We start from the raw sequence: 17426 nt of genomic DNA, 5'->3' as shown, positions 1-17426 counted from the left end.
ATGTATTGCTCTGTTAAAGAATTAATTGAAAAGTTAGAATCAGAAAAGAAAAGACTTCAAGATAACTTTAGTCAATTGGCTGATTATGAAAAAGAAATGTATGAGTCTCAATATCATCAAGTAGATGATTATTTTTCAACCCTTATTGATTTGATTAATAACGAACTAAATGATGATTTTTTATCTGATGGTGTAACAGAAAAGTATAAAAATCTACGTAATACTTGGTTAGAAAGCCTATCGAGTTGTTATGGTAGTGATGTTTATATGTATGGAACAACCTTTCCACAAATTTTAGAGAATTTTAAAGTAACTAAACTATTCTCTTTTATTTCGAAACTGGATTCTACAACAGTTATTATAGGAGCTAATGGAGCAGGGAAATCGAGCCTTATTAATGAATTACGGAAGAATAGTATAGATACGATGTATGTTTTACCTGCGCAGAAACTACTGTATTTTGTGTCTAATATTTTTAGTCGTGATAGTATCAATAAAGACAAATATATAGCAAATTTGAAAAACGTAGAAATTAAATATGACACGATTGAAATACAGACTCACCAGATTAAAGATGATTTTTCGGGCGCGTTTACTAAACTGATAACACTGTGGGTAAAAGATTTTGCAAAGGTAGCGACTGATAATTCTAGGGGAGTAGGAGGGGTGTCCATTGCTTTATTGGACAGAGTGGAACAAATATGGACTCAAATTTTCCCAGAAATAACATTTTATCCTGAACCTAATGACAGAGTTTTAGAGGTTATAAGAAATGGGGATAAATATAGTATAAATGGCCTTAGTGATGGAGAACGCTGTGTATTATTTTATATTGGTAACGTTCTTCTTGCTCCAGAAAATAGCTATATTGTCGTTGATGAACCTGAAACATTTCTAAACGCAGCTGTCTATAATGAATTATGGGATTTGCTAATATCAGAGCGACATGATTGTCAATTTATTTTTGCTTCGCATAATATGGATTTTGTCCAATCAAGAACAAATGCTACTTATATATGGTGTAAGAAATTTGAAGCACCTTATGATTTGGATTATGAGATATTAGAAGAATCACAAGAAATGCCTTTACCATTATTAACAGAAGTATGTGGTACAAAGAAGCCAATCTTATTTTGTGAGGGAACCAAAACAAGTATAGACTATAAAATCTATTCCAAATTATTCAGTGAATTTTGTTTTGTAAAATCTGTAGAGGGACATAAACAGGTCATCCAGCATACAAAAGCTTATAATAATTTAAACAAAATGCATAGAAATAAAGCATATGGCATTATTGATTATGATTGGATGGAGAAGACACGAATTGAAAAATTAAAAAAGAATAATATTTTTGTTCTCCCTTTCAATGAGATAGAGATGCTTCTAGTAGATGAAGCAATAGTGAAGTCGGTTTTGGCGTCTGATGATCAGGATAAAGAGCAAAAATTTAATAAATTCCAAGAAGCTATTATGAGTTCGTGTCTAAAAAATAAAGATAAGATAATAAGTATCGCCTTGAAAAAGAAACTTGATGAATTTATGGAAGGTCATTTTATAGAGAACAATAAACCAACTGAAGATGATGCCCAAGAATTTTTAGAAGGTTTAGTAACTAGATTCAATGCAACTTCAAAAGTTGAAACTATAACTTCTATTGTTGAGAAAGCTATAGTTTCATCAGATTTCTCATCAATTTTAAAGATTTGTAACCTAAAAAAAGAAATAATCAATCAACTAGGAGATACTGTAATCGCTCGCGATTTTAAAAATAAGGCATTAAGTAGGATTGCAACAGATTCTGAGTTACAAAATATATTGAGAACTAAATATTTTAGTGAACTTGTAACTCTACTCAGTCATAAATAAATAGGATTTATTTGTATTATTCTCCAGCTTTAATACTAAAGAAATTCTTGCAGGATATGTTTATCTAACCTTCAATAATGATCCTCAACAGCACCCATAAATGCAGCATTTTTCGAATGGTATAAGTGAGCCCCTTTGATTCTTTCAAAGGGTGCTCCTTAGTATTTAATAACTTAAAAGTATTTACTTTTAATAACTTTAGAGTTATAATAAATTCGAAAAGGGGTTGCTTTGTGCACGCTATTTATTTTTATAAGGACAAACATGGAAATCAGCCCGTCTTGGACTACATGAGAGAGCTAGTTCGTCGCGATAGCAAGGACAGCCGAATCAAACTCAACAAGCTCAATGACTATATCGAGCTTTTAAGCCAGCATGGAACGCGTGCTGGTGAACCCTATATCAAGCATCTGGATGCGGAGATTTGGGAGTTGAGACCTTTGCGGGATCGGATTTTATTCGTGGCTTGGCTGGATGGAAGCTTCGTCTTACTGCATCATTTTGTCAAAAAGACGCAAAAGACACCTAGACGAGAGATCGAGAAAGCCAAGCGAGCGTTGCAAGATTTGAAGGAAAGTGGGCTAAGAGATGAAGAATAGTGCCATCGGTAGCAATTGGAAAGATGTGAGAGCAGAGCTCTTCACCAAGGAAGAAATCCTGGAAAGTGATTTGCGGGTCGCAATCATGACAGAGTTGATCGAAGCCCGGCATGAAAAGGGCATTAGCCAAAAGAAACTAGAAGAACTCAGTGGTGTCAGTCAACCGGTCATTGCTCGGATGGAGACAGGAAAGACCAGCCCTCAATTGGACACGGTCTTGAAAGTCTTAGCCAGTCTGGGCAAGACTCTCGCTGTCGTCCCACTGGAACAAGAAAACATCTAAAAGAAATCAGAAAGAATTATTATGGAAACAACACAAACATCCCAGTCGCTCTACCAAGCCTTGTGGAACTCGGCGGATGTGCTCCGCTCTAAGATGGATGCCAATGACTATAAGTCTTACCTTTTAGGGATGATCTTTTATAAATACCTCTCAGATAAGTTGCTTTTCTTTGTGGCAGAGACCATGGAGGAGGAGACAGAGAGTTTGGATGAAGCCCTGGCTCTTTACCGATCTTACTATGAGGATCCAGACTCTCAAGAGGACTTGATCTCAGTCATCAAGGATGAGCTCAACTATGTTATCAAGCCAGACTTGACCTTTACGGCCTTGGTGGATCGGGTCAATGAAGGCACCTTCCAGCTGGAAGATCTAGCTCAGGGCTTCCGAGATATTGAGCAATGTGATGAACTCTATGAAAACCTCTTTGAGGACATTGATCTCTATTCCAAGAAACTAGGGGCAACTCCTCAAAAAGCAAATTCTGTAGTCGGTGCAGTTATGAAAGAGCTAGCAGTACTGGATGTGGCAGGTCATGCAGGTGATATGCTGGGCGATGCCTATGAGTATCTGATCGGTCAGTTTGCGACCGACTCTGGAAAGAAGGCAGGAGAGTTCTATACTCCGCAACCTGTGGCCAAGCTCATGACCCAGATTGCCTTTTTAGGGCGTGAAGACGAGCAGGGCTTTACCATCTACGATGCCACCATGGGATCAGGATCGCTCTTGCTTAATGCTAAGAAGTTTTCTCATCAACCTCAAACCGTCCAGTACTTTGGTCAGGAGCTCAATACCTCGACCTACAACCTGGCTCGGATGAACATGATCCTCCATGGGGTCCCTGTTGAAAACCAGTTCTTGCACAATGCCGATACGCTGGATGAAGACTGGCCGACACAAGAGCCGACCAACTTTGACGGTGTTCTCATGAATCCTCCATACTCTGCCAAGTGGTCTGCAAGCTCTGGATTCCTGAATGATCCTCGTTTCTCTCCTTTTGGGAAACTGGCACCCCAGTCCAAGGCTGACTTTGCCTTTCTCTTGCATGGTTACTACCACCTCAAGCAGGATAATGGGGTTATGGCTATCGTCCTTCCCCACGGGGTCCTTTTCCGTGGTAATGCCGAAGGAACCATTCGTAAGGCCTTGCTGGAAGAAGGGGCCATTGACACGGTTATCGGTCTACCTGCTAATATCTTCTTTAATACCAGCATTCCGACCACGGTTATCATTCTTAAAAAGAACCGCATCAATCGGGACGTTTACTTTATCGATGCTTCTAAGGAGTTTGATAAGGGTAAAAACCAGAATATCATGACGGATGCTCATATTGAAAAGATTCTGAAAGCCTATAAGTCTCGTGAGGAGATTGACAAGTTTGCCCATCTAGCAAGCTATGAAGAAATTGTCGAAAATGACTACAACCTCAATATTCCTCGCTATGTAGATACCTTTGAGGAGGAAGAAGTAGAGCCACTGACAGATATCGTCAGCAAGATTAATGATACAAATAAAGCAATCGAAAGCCAAACAGCTTCGCTACTCGAAATGCTTAATCAACTCCACGGAACCACACCAGAAGCAGATGATGAGCTCAAACAGTTTTTGAAGGAGTTTAAAGGGTGATGGGGAAGTAGTTTGATACGTCAACCCGATTTAAAATCCCAGCCAAATTAACTTTTGGTTGGTTTTTATTGTCTAAAGATGATATAATTAAATTACCTAAAAGGTAATTTAATTTAACGAAAAGGAACATATGAAGCTCATCTATACAAACAAAACTGTTGAAAAGCAGTGCACAGAGCTGAGGCAAGCGAAAAAGGATTTTTCGGATAAGGTTGCGGTAAAGTTGCATCAGTTGATCAACTTTTTAGAAGCAGCGGATTCTTTGGTTAGTGTGACGGCTTTTCCTAAATATCACTTTCACCAACTCAAGGGAAAGAGACAGGGGCAGTTTGCTTTGGATATAGATGGTCGAAAGAGTTCCTATCGGTTGATTGTAGAATTTCGTGAGGAGGATCTTGAAAAGGTGTTTCCAAGTCCCGTTGAAATCGAAATTCTAAAAATAGAGGAGGTCGGCGATCACTATGTCTAACAAAGTCGTTGAATATAAAGGCTTGATTGCTTTTCATCCAGGTCAGTATGTTGAGGAGTTGATTGAAGAGTATAATGTAACGCAAAAGGAATTTGCGGAGCGTTTAGGAGTTTCAGCAAAGACTGTCAGTAAGCTGGTCAATGCTGAGGAGTCTATTAGTAAGGATACGGCTCATAAGTTAGCCAAGCTAAGCGGAGTTTCCATGCAAACCTGGCTCAATCTTCAAAATACTTACGATGTAAAAGTGGCAGAGATTGCAGAACAAAGAGAGCTAGAAGAAGGCAGCGAGAAAAAAATCTGCGAGATGATTGACTTCAAGTATTTTAAGGAAGAAGGCTACGTTCCAGACAAACGCTATACTTTGAAAGAAAAGATTGTCGAGCTTCGCAAGGTTCTAGGTGTGGCGAATTTAAAAAAACTCACGACTTTCAACCATCTAGTGAGCTATCGGAATACACGTGAGTTTACGCCTAAAAGCATAGTGAACTCCAATATCATGCTGGAGTTAGCATCTAAAAAAGCGCGTGATAAAACGACTACCAAGCTCAATCGCAGAAAGTTAGAGAGAAGTCTACCTGCTTTGAGAAAGTTGACCAGACAAAGTCCAGAAGTTTTTCCTCAACGCTTGTCTGATATCTTGCTAGACTGTGGTGTTGTCCTAGTCGGTCTACCAGCTTTGCCAAATGCCAATCTAAATGGTGCTACGAAAAAATTTGGAAATGGCAGTGCCATGCTATTACTCACAGATCGAAACAAAGCATCAGATATTTTCTGGTTCTCCCTTTTCCATGAGGTTGGGCATATTTTGGAGAATGATTTTTCATCAGATGATGGAAATAGTGAATCCTACCAACGTTCTGAGGAAGAGGCAGATCAGTTTGCAAAAGATTTCTTGATTAGCCCTGAAGACTATCAAGCTTTTGTAGAGAAAGGAAACTTTGATAAGTCGGATATCCTACACTTTGCTGAGGAGATAGATATTCATCCTAGTGTCGTCTTAGGAAGATTACAAAATGAGGGCATTCTCAGTTTTGACCGATTCCGAGAATTAAAAGAAAACTATTACTTTGTTTCTTGAAACATTGGGAACACGTAGAAGATGAAAAAAGCTTCATACGGTCAGTAAATTGAGTCATTCTAGCAATATTTACAATGAAATTCGCCAGTATCTCAAGCAAGAAGTGGTGGAGCTGAGTCAGGTTCAACTCATGATTGACCGTGCCTGCCCAATTCCTGAACATAAGGGGGAGGTCTGTAAAGAAGATTTGCTTGCCCTTTATCTAAATGCTTACTTACAAAAATTAACTTTACTGAAAGGAGACTTCTATGAGACTTTGGCATGAGGCATTGATTCCTCAACTTCCCCGACCTCAGCTTTTGGGACAACATCGGGAATGCTGCGCCCTGCGCGGCAATGGCTGGGGCAGAAAGCATGCGACGGTGGACTATGTCTTTACCCACTCGCCCTATCGTCTCTATGCCTATCATCGTTTGATCATGGAGGAGATGGCTAGTCGTGGCTATCGGGTCAGCCCAGAGTGGCTGGACAAGAACTACCGTGGTAAGACCTGCCCTTCTTATGAAGACTTGCCTGAGGAGAAGCTAGGCAATCCTATCTATAGTGAGCATAATGACGCCTACTATGAGGAGTGCTTAGATAATCTCCGTGAGAAGGGGATAGAGCTGGAGTAACGGCGTGAAAGGCTTGCGATGCAAAATTCTTCTTTGTATTTTTGAGTCATAAAGATGAGACCTAAGGATTATTCCCTAGGTTTTATGTTTTAGTATTATGATGTATTTTCAGTTATAAAGTGATGAAAAAGAGCTTGTTGCACACTATTTTATAAACAGGGTGATAGATCTTTCTTCTTAAATGGTGAGATCTTTTTTGCAACAAGCCTTAAGAACCCTATACCGTAAAAGCATCAATAAAAAAACGAACTATTCTAGGGATAGTTCGTTTTTTGTTTAATAGAAAGAGGCATTAGTGAGTGAAGTCAAGTACCATACGTCCTTGGATAGTACCAGCTTCCATTTCATCAAAGACATCTACGGCATCTTCAACAGGGCGTTTTTCAACGACTGGAACAACTAAGCCTTCAGCACCAAATTGGAAGGCTTCTTCCAAGTCTTTACGAGTACCTACAAGAGAACCTATGACTTGGATACCGTCTAGAACAGTCTTGACAATGCTGAGGTCCATCATTTCAGATGGCAAACCAACAGCTACTACACGACCACCTGCACGTACAGAATCAACAGCTTGGTTGAAGGCCACTTTAGAAACGGCTGTTACGACTGCAGAATGAGCACCGCCGTTTGTCTTTTCTTTGATGAGGCCAGGAACATCATCAACTTCACGTCCATTGATGACAATATCAGCACCAACTTCTTTGGCTAAGGCAAGTTTGTCATTGTTGATGTCGACTGCGATAACATGGGCATTGAAAACTTTCTTAGCATATTGAACAGCTAGGTTACCCAAACCACCTGCACCATAAAGGACGATCCATTGGCCTGGTTGGAGTTGAGCTTCTTTGATGGCTTTGTAAGTAGTTACACCGGCACAAGTGATAGAAGAAGCTTGTGCAGGATCAAGACCTTCAGGAACTTTGACAGCATAGTCAGCTGTTACGATACATTGTTCAGCCATACCACCGTCAACAGAATAACCAGCATTTTTTACTGTACGGCAAAGAGTTTCACGTCCTGTAGTACAGTATTCACATGTGCCACAACCTTCAAAGAACCAAGCGACACTGACACGGTCACCGACTTTCAAGTTCTTCACATCAGGAGCCAATTCTTTGACGATACCGATCCCTTCGTGACCAAGGATACGGCCTGGGACCTTGCCGAAGTCACCATGTGCAACGTGCAAGTCAGTGTGGCAGACACCACAGTATTCAATTTCTACAAGAGCTTCACCTGTTTCAAGCGGACGGAGTTCTTTGTTTTGGATAATTTCCACACCAGTGCTTTCTGGATTAACAACAACTGCTTTCATAAGTAGTTCCTCCTGTTTAGTTATTATTATTAATATGTTAATTATATCACAAAGTTTTTAGGTAGGCAAGCGTTTTCAGCAAAGAGTAATTCCCTGCTAGATTGCTAGGAGGACTATTTTTCACGACAAAGGTGGTAAAAACCGTATATTATTCTAATTTTGTTCTATATTTCAAACAAATTGACTCATCAAACTTTATAAAATAGGTATTAAGTAGAAAAACATTCGGGAATATTACATTTTCGTTACATTTTATAACAAAGTATGAATTTTCAGACAATTTTTATTATAATATGATTTAAAAAATATTGAGGAGTTTTGTATGAAAAGACAACAACGTTTTTCACTTCGGAAGTTCAAATTTGGTTTGGCTTCGGCTTTGTTGGGAACTGTTTTGATTTTTGGTTCAGGCCAAGTCAATGCGGACGAACAGACAGCCGTTAGCATAGCAGAAGCGAGTCAGCAGCCGAGTTTAGTTGCAACAGCTGATTCGTCAGAGCAGGGGTCTCTTTCTGCGGATAAGGCGACAGTAAAAGAGGACAAGTCGCAAACTTCTGAAGAAGTAGACAAATCCTCAAGTTCAGAGCCAGCAAATGCTCAAGCTCCATCAGCAGGAGAAACTAAGGAAGAAAAGCAAGTAGCTAGCGAAACAACTGTAGCTATAGAGCCAAAACAGACTGTTTCGACAGCAGAGGGAACAAGCCCTTCATCTGAGAAGAAAGATGATAAGCAGGAGGTTAGGACTGAAAATCCTGAAAGAAAGCCAGCGACTACAGAAGCTGTAGCGTCAGAAAATACAGGTCAGCCAGTTGCTACTGCGACTTCTGCAGAAGAAGATAAAGTCAGCAAGGACGAGCAACCAACTAGCATCAGTAGTAATGAAATCATCAAGGTTCCTCAAACTTGGTCTCAAGGTTATAAAGGGGAAGGTCGCTTGGTTGCTGTTATCGACTCTGGTTTAGACGTCCACCATGAAGTCTTGCGTATTTCAGATCCTTCAAAGGCCAAATACCAAACGGAAGCTGCTCTTGAAGAGGCAAAGAAGAAGGCCGGAATTGATTATGGTAAATGGTATAACAGCAAGGTTGTTTATGCTTATAACTATATTGATGGCGATGATAGCATCAAGGAAAAAGATAGCTATTCTCACGGGATGCACGTTACTGGTATCACGGCTGGAAATCCAGACAAGAAGGATAGCAATGGAGAATACATCTATGGGGTTGCTCCTGAAGCTCAAGTGATGTTCATGCGGGTCTTCTCAGACCGTCAAAAAACTACGAGTGACGCCATTTATATCAAGGCCATTGAAGATGCAGTAGCCTTGGGGGCAGATTCCATCAATATGAGTTTGGGTTCAGCAACAGGATCAGTCGTAAACATGAGTCCTAGTCTCTCTGCAGCGATTGAACGAGCTCGAGCTAAAGGAGTCAGTGTCGTAATTGCGGCTGGTAACGAAAATACTTTCGGAAGTGGCCATTCCAAACCTCTAGCTGAAAATCCAGACTATGGTTTAGTCGGAAATCCTTCAACTGCAGAAGGAGCTATTTCTGTTGCCTCTGTTGATAATACGGTAGTGACTGAAGAAGTCATGGAAGTTCGTGGTCTAGAAAACAATGCTGAATTAAGCAACGGGAAATTCACATTTGCTAAAGCAGATAGCAAGGCTGACTTTGAAAAGGGCAAGGAATATGAGTATGTCAATGCTGGTCAAGGTCGTGAGGAAGATTTTAATGGCCTAGACTTGACAGGGAAGTTGGCCCTTATTCAGCGTGGTTCGATTACATTCTCTGAGAAGATTAAAAATGCGATCCAACATGGTGCAGCTGGTGCCCTCATCTACAACAATGTTGAAGGTGCTAATATCCAAATGGCCTTGGATAAGGATTCAGAATCAGCTCCATCAGCCTTTATCAGCAAACAGTATGGTGAAGCCTTAGCTGCTGGTAATTATAAGATTGCCTTCAACGGATTGAAAGATAATCGTCCAAATCCAACAGCTAAAGAACTATCTGACTTCTCTAGCTGGGGTGTTACTACTGATGGTCAGCTGAAGCCGGATGTATCAGCTCCAGGTGGATCTATCTATTCTTCACTCAATGACAATACCTATGGTAGCATGAACGGAACCAGTATGGCGTCTCCTCATGTGGCTGGTGTTGCAGCCTTGGTGAAAGAATACCTACTCAAACATTATCCAAACCTGACTCCAGCTCAGAATTCTGAATTGGTCAAGGCTTTGATCATGTCAACTGCGAAGTTGCATATTGATAAAGAAACAGGCGCTTATACCTCTCCGCGTCAGCAAGGTGCAGGAATCGTTGATACAGCTGCCGCAGTGTCTACTGGACTTTATGTTACTGGGGAAAACCAATACCCAAGCGTATCCTTAGGCAATGTCGAAGATAGCTTTACGTTTGACGTGACGGTTCATAATATTACTGATACTGACCGAACCCTGAAAATGATTGTCAATACCAATACAGATACGGTTAAGGATGGTCAATTCGATCTGACACCTCGTAAATTGACTGAGACAGTCTGGCCAGAAGTTACGGTCAAGGCTCATAGCAGTCAGACTGTAACTGTAAAGGTTAATGTGGCTAAATTTGCAGAAGAGCTGACCAAGTTAATGCCAAATGGCTACTTCTTGGAAGGTTTTGTTCGCTTTGTTGATCCAGCAGATGATGGAGACGTAGTGAGTCTGCCATTTATGGGCTTCCGTGGTCAATTCCAAAATCTGCCAGCTGCCGAAAAACCAATTTATAAATTAGTTCGCGATGGCAAATCAGGTTTCTATTATCAGGTACCAGAGGATAAAAGTATTGATTCTAAAAGCAATGTGACGAGCCTCGTAACAACGTCTAAAGATACCCTTTATTCGACTGGTAAAACTGTAGACCGCAGTTCAGTTGTATTAGGAACAGCAGAAAATGCCGATGGGAAACATATCTTGCAGCTGGATGCTGATGGCAATATTCGTTTAGCCTTCTCACCAAATGGCGATGGAAATAAAGATGTAATCCAGTACCGCTCTGTCTTCTACCGGAACGTGAACAATCTGACAGCTAGTGTGTATACAACAGATGATACTGACTACCGCTTCCCAATCTGGCAAAGTAGCAATGCTTGGGATGGCCGTAAGAATTTCTATAGCGGTGATGCGAGAAAACCGAAGTCTTATCTTTTGACAAATACTGTTTGGGATGGTCGCGATAGCAAGGGCAACCCGTTAGAAGATGGCCGCTATACCTATGTCGTTCGCTACACACCTGATGTGCCTGGTGCAGAAGAGCAAACTGTAAGCTTCGATCTTCAAATTGATACCCAAAAACCTCAGATTACTTCAGGTTATATCACGAATAAAGACGGTGTTGAGACTTTAACAGTCCGTAAGCCAAAGGATGTAGGAAACGGTGGTATCCTGCGCGAACAAGTCTTCTACTTGAAGGCAGACGAAGAAGGTTCAATCACTTATAAGGACGTGGATTCCTATGGGAAAGAACGGGAATACGAGCATAGAGTTTATCTTTCAGCCAATGAAGATGGTACTTACACTTTGCCAGAAGGAGTGGACAAGTCCCAGATTTTCTATGCGGTAGAAGATTATGCAGGCAACAAAGATGTTCTTGCCTTGTCTGAATTTGTCAGCTCTGAAAATTCAGGCCGGATTCGAGTTTCCATGGTGGATGCAACTACACATAAAGATGTCGACACGACCTTTGTCTATCGAATCAAGGACGACAAAGGAAAATACGTTGATTTGGACAAAGGAAAAGATATCAACTTCTTGCCGTTCGGTCGTTATACAGTAGAAGTCTTCACCTATGATAGGGATGAAATCAAGTTTTACGGTTCCAAGACACAGGAATTTGAATTGACAGCACAAGATAGCTTCAAGACAATCGAGTTCCTTGTTAAGGAAGTTGTCTTTGCGCCAGTCAGTGTTGCTTTTGATCAGCCTGTACCAAAGAATACTCAAGTACTTCTCAAGAACAACAATGGCGATGTATATACTTTGCCTGCTACTAAATTTGGCAAGAATTCCTTTGGACGATCAGTAGGGGCAGGATTCTACTCTGTCTTTGTCAATCTCCCAACTGGTTATGAGCTTGTGGAAACAGATCCAACTGTTGAGGTTCTTGAAGGTAAGAACAATCTTCTTAAACTAGGAGTTGTTGTTAAAACCCTTCTTATGGCTGCGGTTAATCAGCAATCAAATCTAGTAACGACAGTTCAATATTACAATGCCTCTACCGCAAAACGTCTGGCTTATGATCAAGCTTATCAATCTGCTAAAGATGCTTTAGCTGGTAAATTGACGCAGGCAGAAGTGGATGCTGTTGTTGCTAAATTGCAAGCTGCAACAACTGATCTTGACGGTAAAGAATCTGATGTGGCAGCTGTTAAAGCGGCAGTAGAAGCTTATGCTGCAACAACGAAGACAGGTGCTTATGCTAATGCTAAGGATAGAAACCGCCGTGCCTATGACCAAGCCTTCCAAGAAGTTACTCTTCTTTTACTCCAAGAGAAGGTGACCCAGGAGCAAATCGATACGGCACTGGCTAAACTGGCGGCAGCTGAGAAAAAATTAGATGGTAAGCCAACGAACTTTACTGATTTACAAAAATTAGTAGAATACGACATGCACTATCAAGCAATCAGCAATAAGTTTATCTATGCTAGCGAGAATGTTAAAGCAGCATATTTAGAAGCGTACGCTCAAGCTAAGGCAGTTCTGGACGATCCGGGAGCTGGCCAAGCAGAAGTTAAGGAAGCTATTGCGAATTTGAAGGTGGCTAGGAGAAAACTTGATGGTAGAAAACCAAGAGTTGTGAAGCCAAGAAAACCAAGACAAGCTTAAATATTTCAAGCTTACTTTAGAATTAGAATCCCTGAGGTTTATACCTGAGGGATTTCTTTTATTAAGGGTGTATAAGTGTTTTACAATAGTTAGGATTTCTGCTATAATCTTTTTTAGAAAGAAATCTCTTTGTCTACTTTTTAGCGAGTCTGGGATAGTGTGAGCCAGATAGGGAAGCAGAGCAGATGGCGCTTTTGGTTAACATTTTTAAACGTAATGAAGTAATAAATTAGGGTGGAACCGCGTTTTTGACGCCCCTAGGTCGCAATAGCCTAGGACTGTCGGATGTGGTTCTTTTGTTTGTTCAAACGGAGCGAAAGATGGTCCCTGAGCTAAAATAAAAACAAAAGGAGTAACTAATGTCCAAGAAACTTACCTTTCAGGAAATAATTTTGACTTTACAGCAATTCTGGAATGATCAGGGTTGTATGCTTATGCAGGCTTATGATAATGAGAAGGGGGCGGGAACCATGAGTCCTTATACCTTCCTGCGAGCTATTGGGCCAGAGCCTTGGAACGCGGCCTATGTCGAGCCGTCTCGTCGCCCAGCAGATGGACGATATGGGGAAAACCCTAACCGTCTTTATCAGCACCACCAATTTCAGGTGGTTATGAAGCCTTCTCCGAGCAATATCCAAGAACTTTATTTGCAGTCTTTGGAGCTCTTGGGTATCAATCCGCTGGAGCATGACATCCGTTTTGTTGAGGATAACTGGGAAAACCCGTCAACTGGGTCAGCTGGTCTAGGCTGGGAAGTCTGGCTGGATGGTATGGAAATCACTCAGTTTACCTACTTCCAGCAGGTCGGAGGTCTGCCAACTCAACCGGTGACAGCTGAGGTGACTTATGGTCTGGAGCGTCTGGCTTCTTATATCCAAGAAGTGGACTCAGTCTATGATATTGAGTGGGCTGATGGTGTTAAGTACGGCGAAATTTTCACTCATCCTGAGTATGAGCATTCCAAGTACAGCTTTGAGGTTAGTGACCAAGACTTGCTCTTGGGGAATTTTGAGAGGTTTGAAGCAGAAGCTAAGCGCTGTCTGGACGAGCATCTGGTGCACCCAGCTTATGACTATGTTCTCAAATGCTCGCATACCTTTAACCTCTTGGATGCGCGTGGAGCTGTATCCGTGACAGAGCGAGCAGGCTATATCGCTCGCATTCGTAATCTGGCGCGTGTCGTGGCCAAGACCTTTGTGGCTGAGCGCAAGCGTCTGGGCTATCCGCTTTTGGATGCTGAGACTCGCGAGAAACTCTTGGCAGAGGAGGGAGAATAATCATGGTAAAAAACTTATTAGTTGAATTAGGCTTGGAGGAAATGCCAGCCTATGTCGTGACACCGAGCATGAAGCAGCTGCGCGACAAGATGGGAGACTTCCTGACAGACCATCGTCTGACCTTTGAGAAAATTGAAATGTTCTCTACGCCTCGCCGTTTGGCGGTGCGCGTGGTTGGCTTGGCGGACAAGCAGTCTGATCTGACAGAAGATTTCAAAGGCCCTTCTAAGAAAATTGCTCTGGACGCAGATGGGAACTTCACCAAGGCTGCCGAAGGCTTTGTCCGTGGCAAGGGTTTGACGGTTGAGGACATTACTTTCCGTGAAATCAAGGGGGAAGAATACGTCTATGTGACCAAGGAAGAAATCGGTCGCCCTGTAGAGGAGATCATCCCAGCAGTGACGGAAGTTCTGCAAGCTTTGACCTTTCCTGTCAGCATGCACTGGGCCAACAACACCTTTGAATATATCCGTCCGGTCCACACCTTAACTGTACTCTTAGATGAGCAGGCCTTTGATTTGGATTTCTTGGACATCAAGAGCGGTCGTACTAGCCGTGGACACCGTTTCTTAGGTCAAGAAACGGAGATTGCTTCAGCAGATTCCTATGAAGATGACCTACGGGCTCAGTTTGTCATTGCCAGTCCTCTTGAGCGGGGAGATATGATTGTCGAGCAGATTCGAGCACTGGAAGAGGAGCACGGGGTTTCTATCGAAATTGACGAAGACCTGCTCAATGAAGTGTTGAATCTGGTAGAATATCCAACTGCTTTCCTAGGTAATTTTGATGCCAAATACTTAGAAGTGCCTGAGGAAGTCTTGGTCACTTCCATGAAAGAGCACCAGCGTTACTTTGTTGTGCGTGATAGTGAAGGCAAGCTTTTGCCACACTTCATTTCTGTCCGCAACGGAAATGCAGAGCATTTGGAAAATGTCATCAAGGGAAATGAAAAAGTCTTGGTGGCTCGTCTGGAAGATGGAGAATTCTTCTGGCGGGAAGACCAAAAGCTGGCTATTGCCGACTTGGTTGAAAAGCTGAACAATGTGACCTTCCACGAAAAGATTGGCTCTCTAGCAGAGCACATGGAGCGGACTGGCAAGATTGCTGCTCTCTTGGCGCAAGAAGCAGGATTGGATGCTGATGAGACAGCCGACTTGGCTCGTGCAGCAGCTATTTATAAGTTTGACCTGCTGACTGGCATGGTTGGGGAATTTGATGAGCTGCAAGGTATCATGGGTGAGAAGTATGCTCTTCTGGCTGGTGAGAATGCTGCGGTAGCAGCTGCTATTCGGGAGCATTATATGCCGACTTCAGCCGATGGCGAATTGCCTGACACCAAGGTCGGTGCGGTCTTGGCTCTGGCTGATAAGCTGGATACCATTCTGTCCTTCTTCTCTGTTGGACTGATTCCAAGCGGATCTAATGACCCTTATGCACTACGCCGTGCGACTCAGGGTGTTGTGCGTATCTTGGACAAGTTTGGCTGGAACATTGACTTGGCTCAGCTGGTTAGCCGACTTTACGAACTCAAGTTTGACAGTCTAAGTTATGACAATCAAGAGGCCGTGCTGGACTTCTTCCGTGCCCGAGTTGAGAAAATGATGGATCGCAGCATTCCAAAAGACATCGTGACAGCTGTTCTTCAAAGCACTCACTTCGTTGTACGCGATTTAGTAGAAACTGCTGCGCTTTTAGCAGAAAAAGCTCAGGAAGACAACTTTAAGTCAGCAGTCGAAAGCCTGTCTCGGGTCTTTAATCTAGCTGAGAAAGCCCAAGGGCAAACCGCTGTCAATCCAGCACTCTTTGAAAATCAAGAGGAAAAAGACTTGGCAGTGGCCATTGAAAAAGTCGAGCTGACATCTGACTTAGCTGCCAATTTGGACCAACTCTTTGCTCTCAGTCCAGTTATCGATGCTTTCTTTGACCATATCATGGTCATGGCTGAAGATGAGGCTGTGCGTAACAATCGCCTAGCTCTCCTGTCTTCTTTGACAGCCAAGGCGGGACAAATGGCGCAGTTTAATCAGATTAATACCAAATAAAAGGTAAGAGAGAGGTAGAATCATGGATCCTAAAAAAATTGCCCGTATTAATGAACTGGCTAAAAAGAAAAAAACAGAAGGCTTAACTGCTGAGGAAAAAGTGGAACAAGCCAAGCTTCGTGAAGAGTATATCGAGGGCTACCGTCGCTCTGTTCGTCATCACATTGAAGGCATCAAGATTGTCGATGAAGATGGCAATGATGTGACACCTGAGAAGTTGCGTCAAGTTCAACGCGAGAAAGGTCTTCATGGCCGCAGTCTGGATGATCCAAATTCATAAAAAAATAGTTGTCATTTCAGTGCATAAGCTGAAATGACAACTATTTTATTTTTTCTTCCTTTTTAAGAGTTTATAGCTGATGTAGAGAATGGCGACGCAAGTGAAGGTTAGAATCCAAAAAAGAACGGGATCTGTTGTGGTCCTCAGAAAGAAGAAGCAGACTAGAAAAATAGCAAATAATAGAATTAAGATAGTATTTCTATAAGATTGAAGGTTCATTCTTCTTCCTCCCTTTTTTGTGCTTGACGAATCTTTCCTTTGGAAATAAAATGCATAATCAGTCCAAATCCAAGACCAGCAGCTAATCCAGCTATAATAAGTTTTGGCTGAAGCAAAACTTGTAGGATATCTTTCTTTTCCATGACAGCTATCATGATGCTGAAGAGAGGGTAAAAGAGCAGCCAATAAGAGAAGCCTGCTTTGAGACCAGCATGTTTCATAGCTTTTTCTTCTTTTTCATCCTGAAGTCCTAGCTCTAGATTATCAATTCCTTTGCGCCGTGCTTGAATGACTATATAGACACAGAATCCGAGGATAAGGATTTCCAGCAGGATAGGATAGGTAACAGCAATAATTTTAGGCCATCGAAAAGCCAGTGGAAAGACGATGGCATTGCCAAAAATCAGAATAAAGAAAAGCCAGATAAAGCCTTTATTTCCTAGATGCTCAGCCTGTTGTCGCTTTTGCTCGTCCAAGGGTCCAGTAATGCCATAAAATCGTTTGATCATCTTGTCTGAGAATGTTTCTTTTTTCATGTTTGCTTCCTTTCTTTAGGTATGAATGTTGCTGCAAGGAAAAATTCTTAGTCCTCAGAATCTTCATCAGTCAGCTGGGAATCCCAAAAGAGGGCGTTGAGGTCAGTATCCAGTGTTTTTGCTAGATTGATGCAGAGCTCGAGGGTGGGGTTGTATTTGTTGTTTTCAATCATATTGATAGTTTGCCGCGATACCCCGATGGACTTGGCCAACTCTAGCTGAGACATCTTTTTTTCTTTTCGAAATTCTTTGACACGATTCATTACACCCTTCCTTTCTATTTTTTATCACCAATCAAATATCGTGTATATTTGACTTTTAAAATAGTATAATCTTTTTTGGAGATTATGTCAAGTATATA

Annotated in this window: 15 protein-coding genes; 12 read left to right on the top strand and 3 right to left on the bottom strand. The window is 41.8% G+C overall.

Annotated elements, in window-relative coordinates; all coding sequences use genetic code 11:
- From HMPREF3108_RS07465 to HMPREF3108_RS07430, 8 genes are all read left to right on the top strand, one after another.
- On the top strand, positions 1 to 1866 hold the full coding sequence (locus HMPREF3108_RS07465) for an AAA family ATPase (protein WP_070494134.1): 1866 nt from the start codon (positions 1 to 3) through the stop codon (positions 1864 to 1866).
- A 233-nt stretch (positions 1867 to 2099) separates the two neighbouring features.
- Entirely contained in the window at positions 2100 to 2465 is a 366-nt protein-coding gene (locus tag HMPREF3108_RS07460; RefSeq protein WP_070494132.1) for a type II toxin-antitoxin system RelE/ParE family toxin, read from the top strand.
- Positions 2455 to 2748 carry a helix-turn-helix domain-containing protein gene (locus HMPREF3108_RS07455; RefSeq protein WP_048778802.1) on the top strand — a complete coding sequence of 98 codons (294 nt, stop codon included), beginning with the start codon at positions 2455 to 2457 and terminating at the stop codon, positions 2746 to 2748. Before HMPREF3108_RS07460 ends, HMPREF3108_RS07455 begins: the two co-directional genes overlap by 11 nt.
- A 21-nt stretch (positions 2749 to 2769) precedes the next feature.
- Positions 2770 to 4371 carry a type I restriction-modification system subunit M gene (locus tag HMPREF3108_RS07450; protein ID WP_070494131.1) on the top strand — a complete coding sequence of 534 codons (1602 nt, stop codon included), beginning with the start codon at positions 2770 to 2772 and terminating at the stop codon, positions 4369 to 4371.
- Positions 4372 to 4501: 130 nt separating this feature from the next.
- Complete coding sequence (locus HMPREF3108_RS07445) at positions 4502 to 4840, top strand: type II toxin-antitoxin system RelE/ParE family toxin (protein WP_070494130.1); 339 nt, start codon at positions 4502 to 4504, stop codon at positions 4838 to 4840.
- The gene (locus tag HMPREF3108_RS07440) at positions 4833 to 5918 is read left to right on the top strand and encodes a HigA family addiction module antitoxin (RefSeq protein WP_070494129.1); all 1086 of its coding nucleotides are present in this window, start codon (positions 4833 to 4835) and stop codon (positions 5916 to 5918) included. Before HMPREF3108_RS07445 ends, HMPREF3108_RS07440 begins: the two co-directional genes overlap by 8 nt.
- A 49-nt stretch (positions 5919 to 5967) precedes the next feature.
- Positions 5968 to 6183, top strand: coding sequence for a hypothetical protein (locus HMPREF3108_RS07435; protein ID WP_070494127.1), 216 nt, complete (start codon positions 5968 to 5970; stop codon positions 6181 to 6183).
- Positions 6167 to 6532 (top strand): TIGR02328 family protein, encoded by a 366-nt coding sequence (locus HMPREF3108_RS07430; protein WP_061594850.1) that lies wholly within the window; start codon positions 6167 to 6169, stop codon positions 6530 to 6532. The genes HMPREF3108_RS07435 and HMPREF3108_RS07430 overlap by 17 nt, the downstream gene beginning before the upstream one ends.
- 292 nt (positions 6533 to 6824) lie before the next feature.
- On the opposite strand, the gene adhP is transcribed toward HMPREF3108_RS07430, so the two are convergent.
- A complete protein-coding gene (gene adhP, locus HMPREF3108_RS07425; protein ID WP_048778796.1) occupies positions 6825 to 7847 on the bottom strand; it encodes an alcohol dehydrogenase AdhP in 1023 nt (340 codons plus the stop codon).
- A 322-nt stretch (positions 7848 to 8169) separates the two neighbouring features.
- Here adhP and HMPREF3108_RS07420 point away from each other — a divergent pair, with 322 nt between their 5' ends.
- The 4 genes from HMPREF3108_RS07420 to HMPREF3108_RS07405 all read left to right on the top strand — a co-directional run bounded on the left by HMPREF3108_RS07420 (position 8170) and on the right by HMPREF3108_RS07405 (position 16310).
- Complete coding sequence (locus HMPREF3108_RS07420) at positions 8170 to 12711, top strand: S8 family serine peptidase challisin (protein ID WP_070494125.1); 4542 nt, start codon at positions 8170 to 8172, stop codon at positions 12709 to 12711.
- A gap of 359 nt (positions 12712 to 13070) precedes the next feature.
- Positions 13071 to 13988 carry a glycine--tRNA ligase subunit alpha gene (glyQ, locus tag HMPREF3108_RS07415; protein WP_002911276.1) on the top strand — a complete coding sequence of 306 codons (918 nt, stop codon included), beginning with the start codon at positions 13071 to 13073 and terminating at the stop codon, positions 13986 to 13988.
- A gap of 2 nt (positions 13989 to 13990) precedes the next feature.
- Positions 13991 to 16030, top strand: a complete 2040-nt coding sequence (gene glyS, locus HMPREF3108_RS07410; protein ID WP_070494122.1) for a glycine--tRNA ligase subunit beta — start codon at positions 13991 to 13993, stop codon at positions 16028 to 16030.
- A gap of 22 nt (positions 16031 to 16052) precedes the next feature.
- The gene (locus tag HMPREF3108_RS07405) at positions 16053 to 16310 is read left to right on the top strand and encodes a DUF896 family protein (protein ID WP_008808564.1); all 258 of its coding nucleotides are present in this window, start codon (positions 16053 to 16055) and stop codon (positions 16308 to 16310) included.
- Positions 16311 to 16525: 215 nt separating this feature from the next.
- Here HMPREF3108_RS07405 and HMPREF3108_RS07400 read toward each other — a convergent pair whose 3' ends face one another.
- Positions 16526 to 17065 (bottom strand): DUF3278 domain-containing protein, encoded by a 540-nt coding sequence (locus HMPREF3108_RS07400; protein WP_048778778.1) that lies wholly within the window; start codon positions 17063 to 17065, stop codon positions 16526 to 16528.
- A gap of 47 nt (positions 17066 to 17112) precedes the next feature.
- Positions 17113 to 17328, bottom strand: a complete 216-nt coding sequence (locus HMPREF3108_RS07395) for a helix-turn-helix transcriptional regulator (protein WP_048778776.1) — start codon at positions 17326 to 17328, stop codon at positions 17113 to 17115.
- Positions 17329 to 17426 lie beyond the last annotated feature (98 nt).

The sequence above is a fragment of the Streptococcus sp. HMSC10A01 genome, from assembly GCF_001807785.1.
Taxonomy (GTDB): Bacteria; Bacillota; Bacilli; order Lactobacillales; family Streptococcaceae; genus Streptococcus; species Streptococcus gordonii.
Note: the sequence above shows the minus strand (reverse complement) of the source record. Positions and strands in the feature narration are given on the sequence as shown.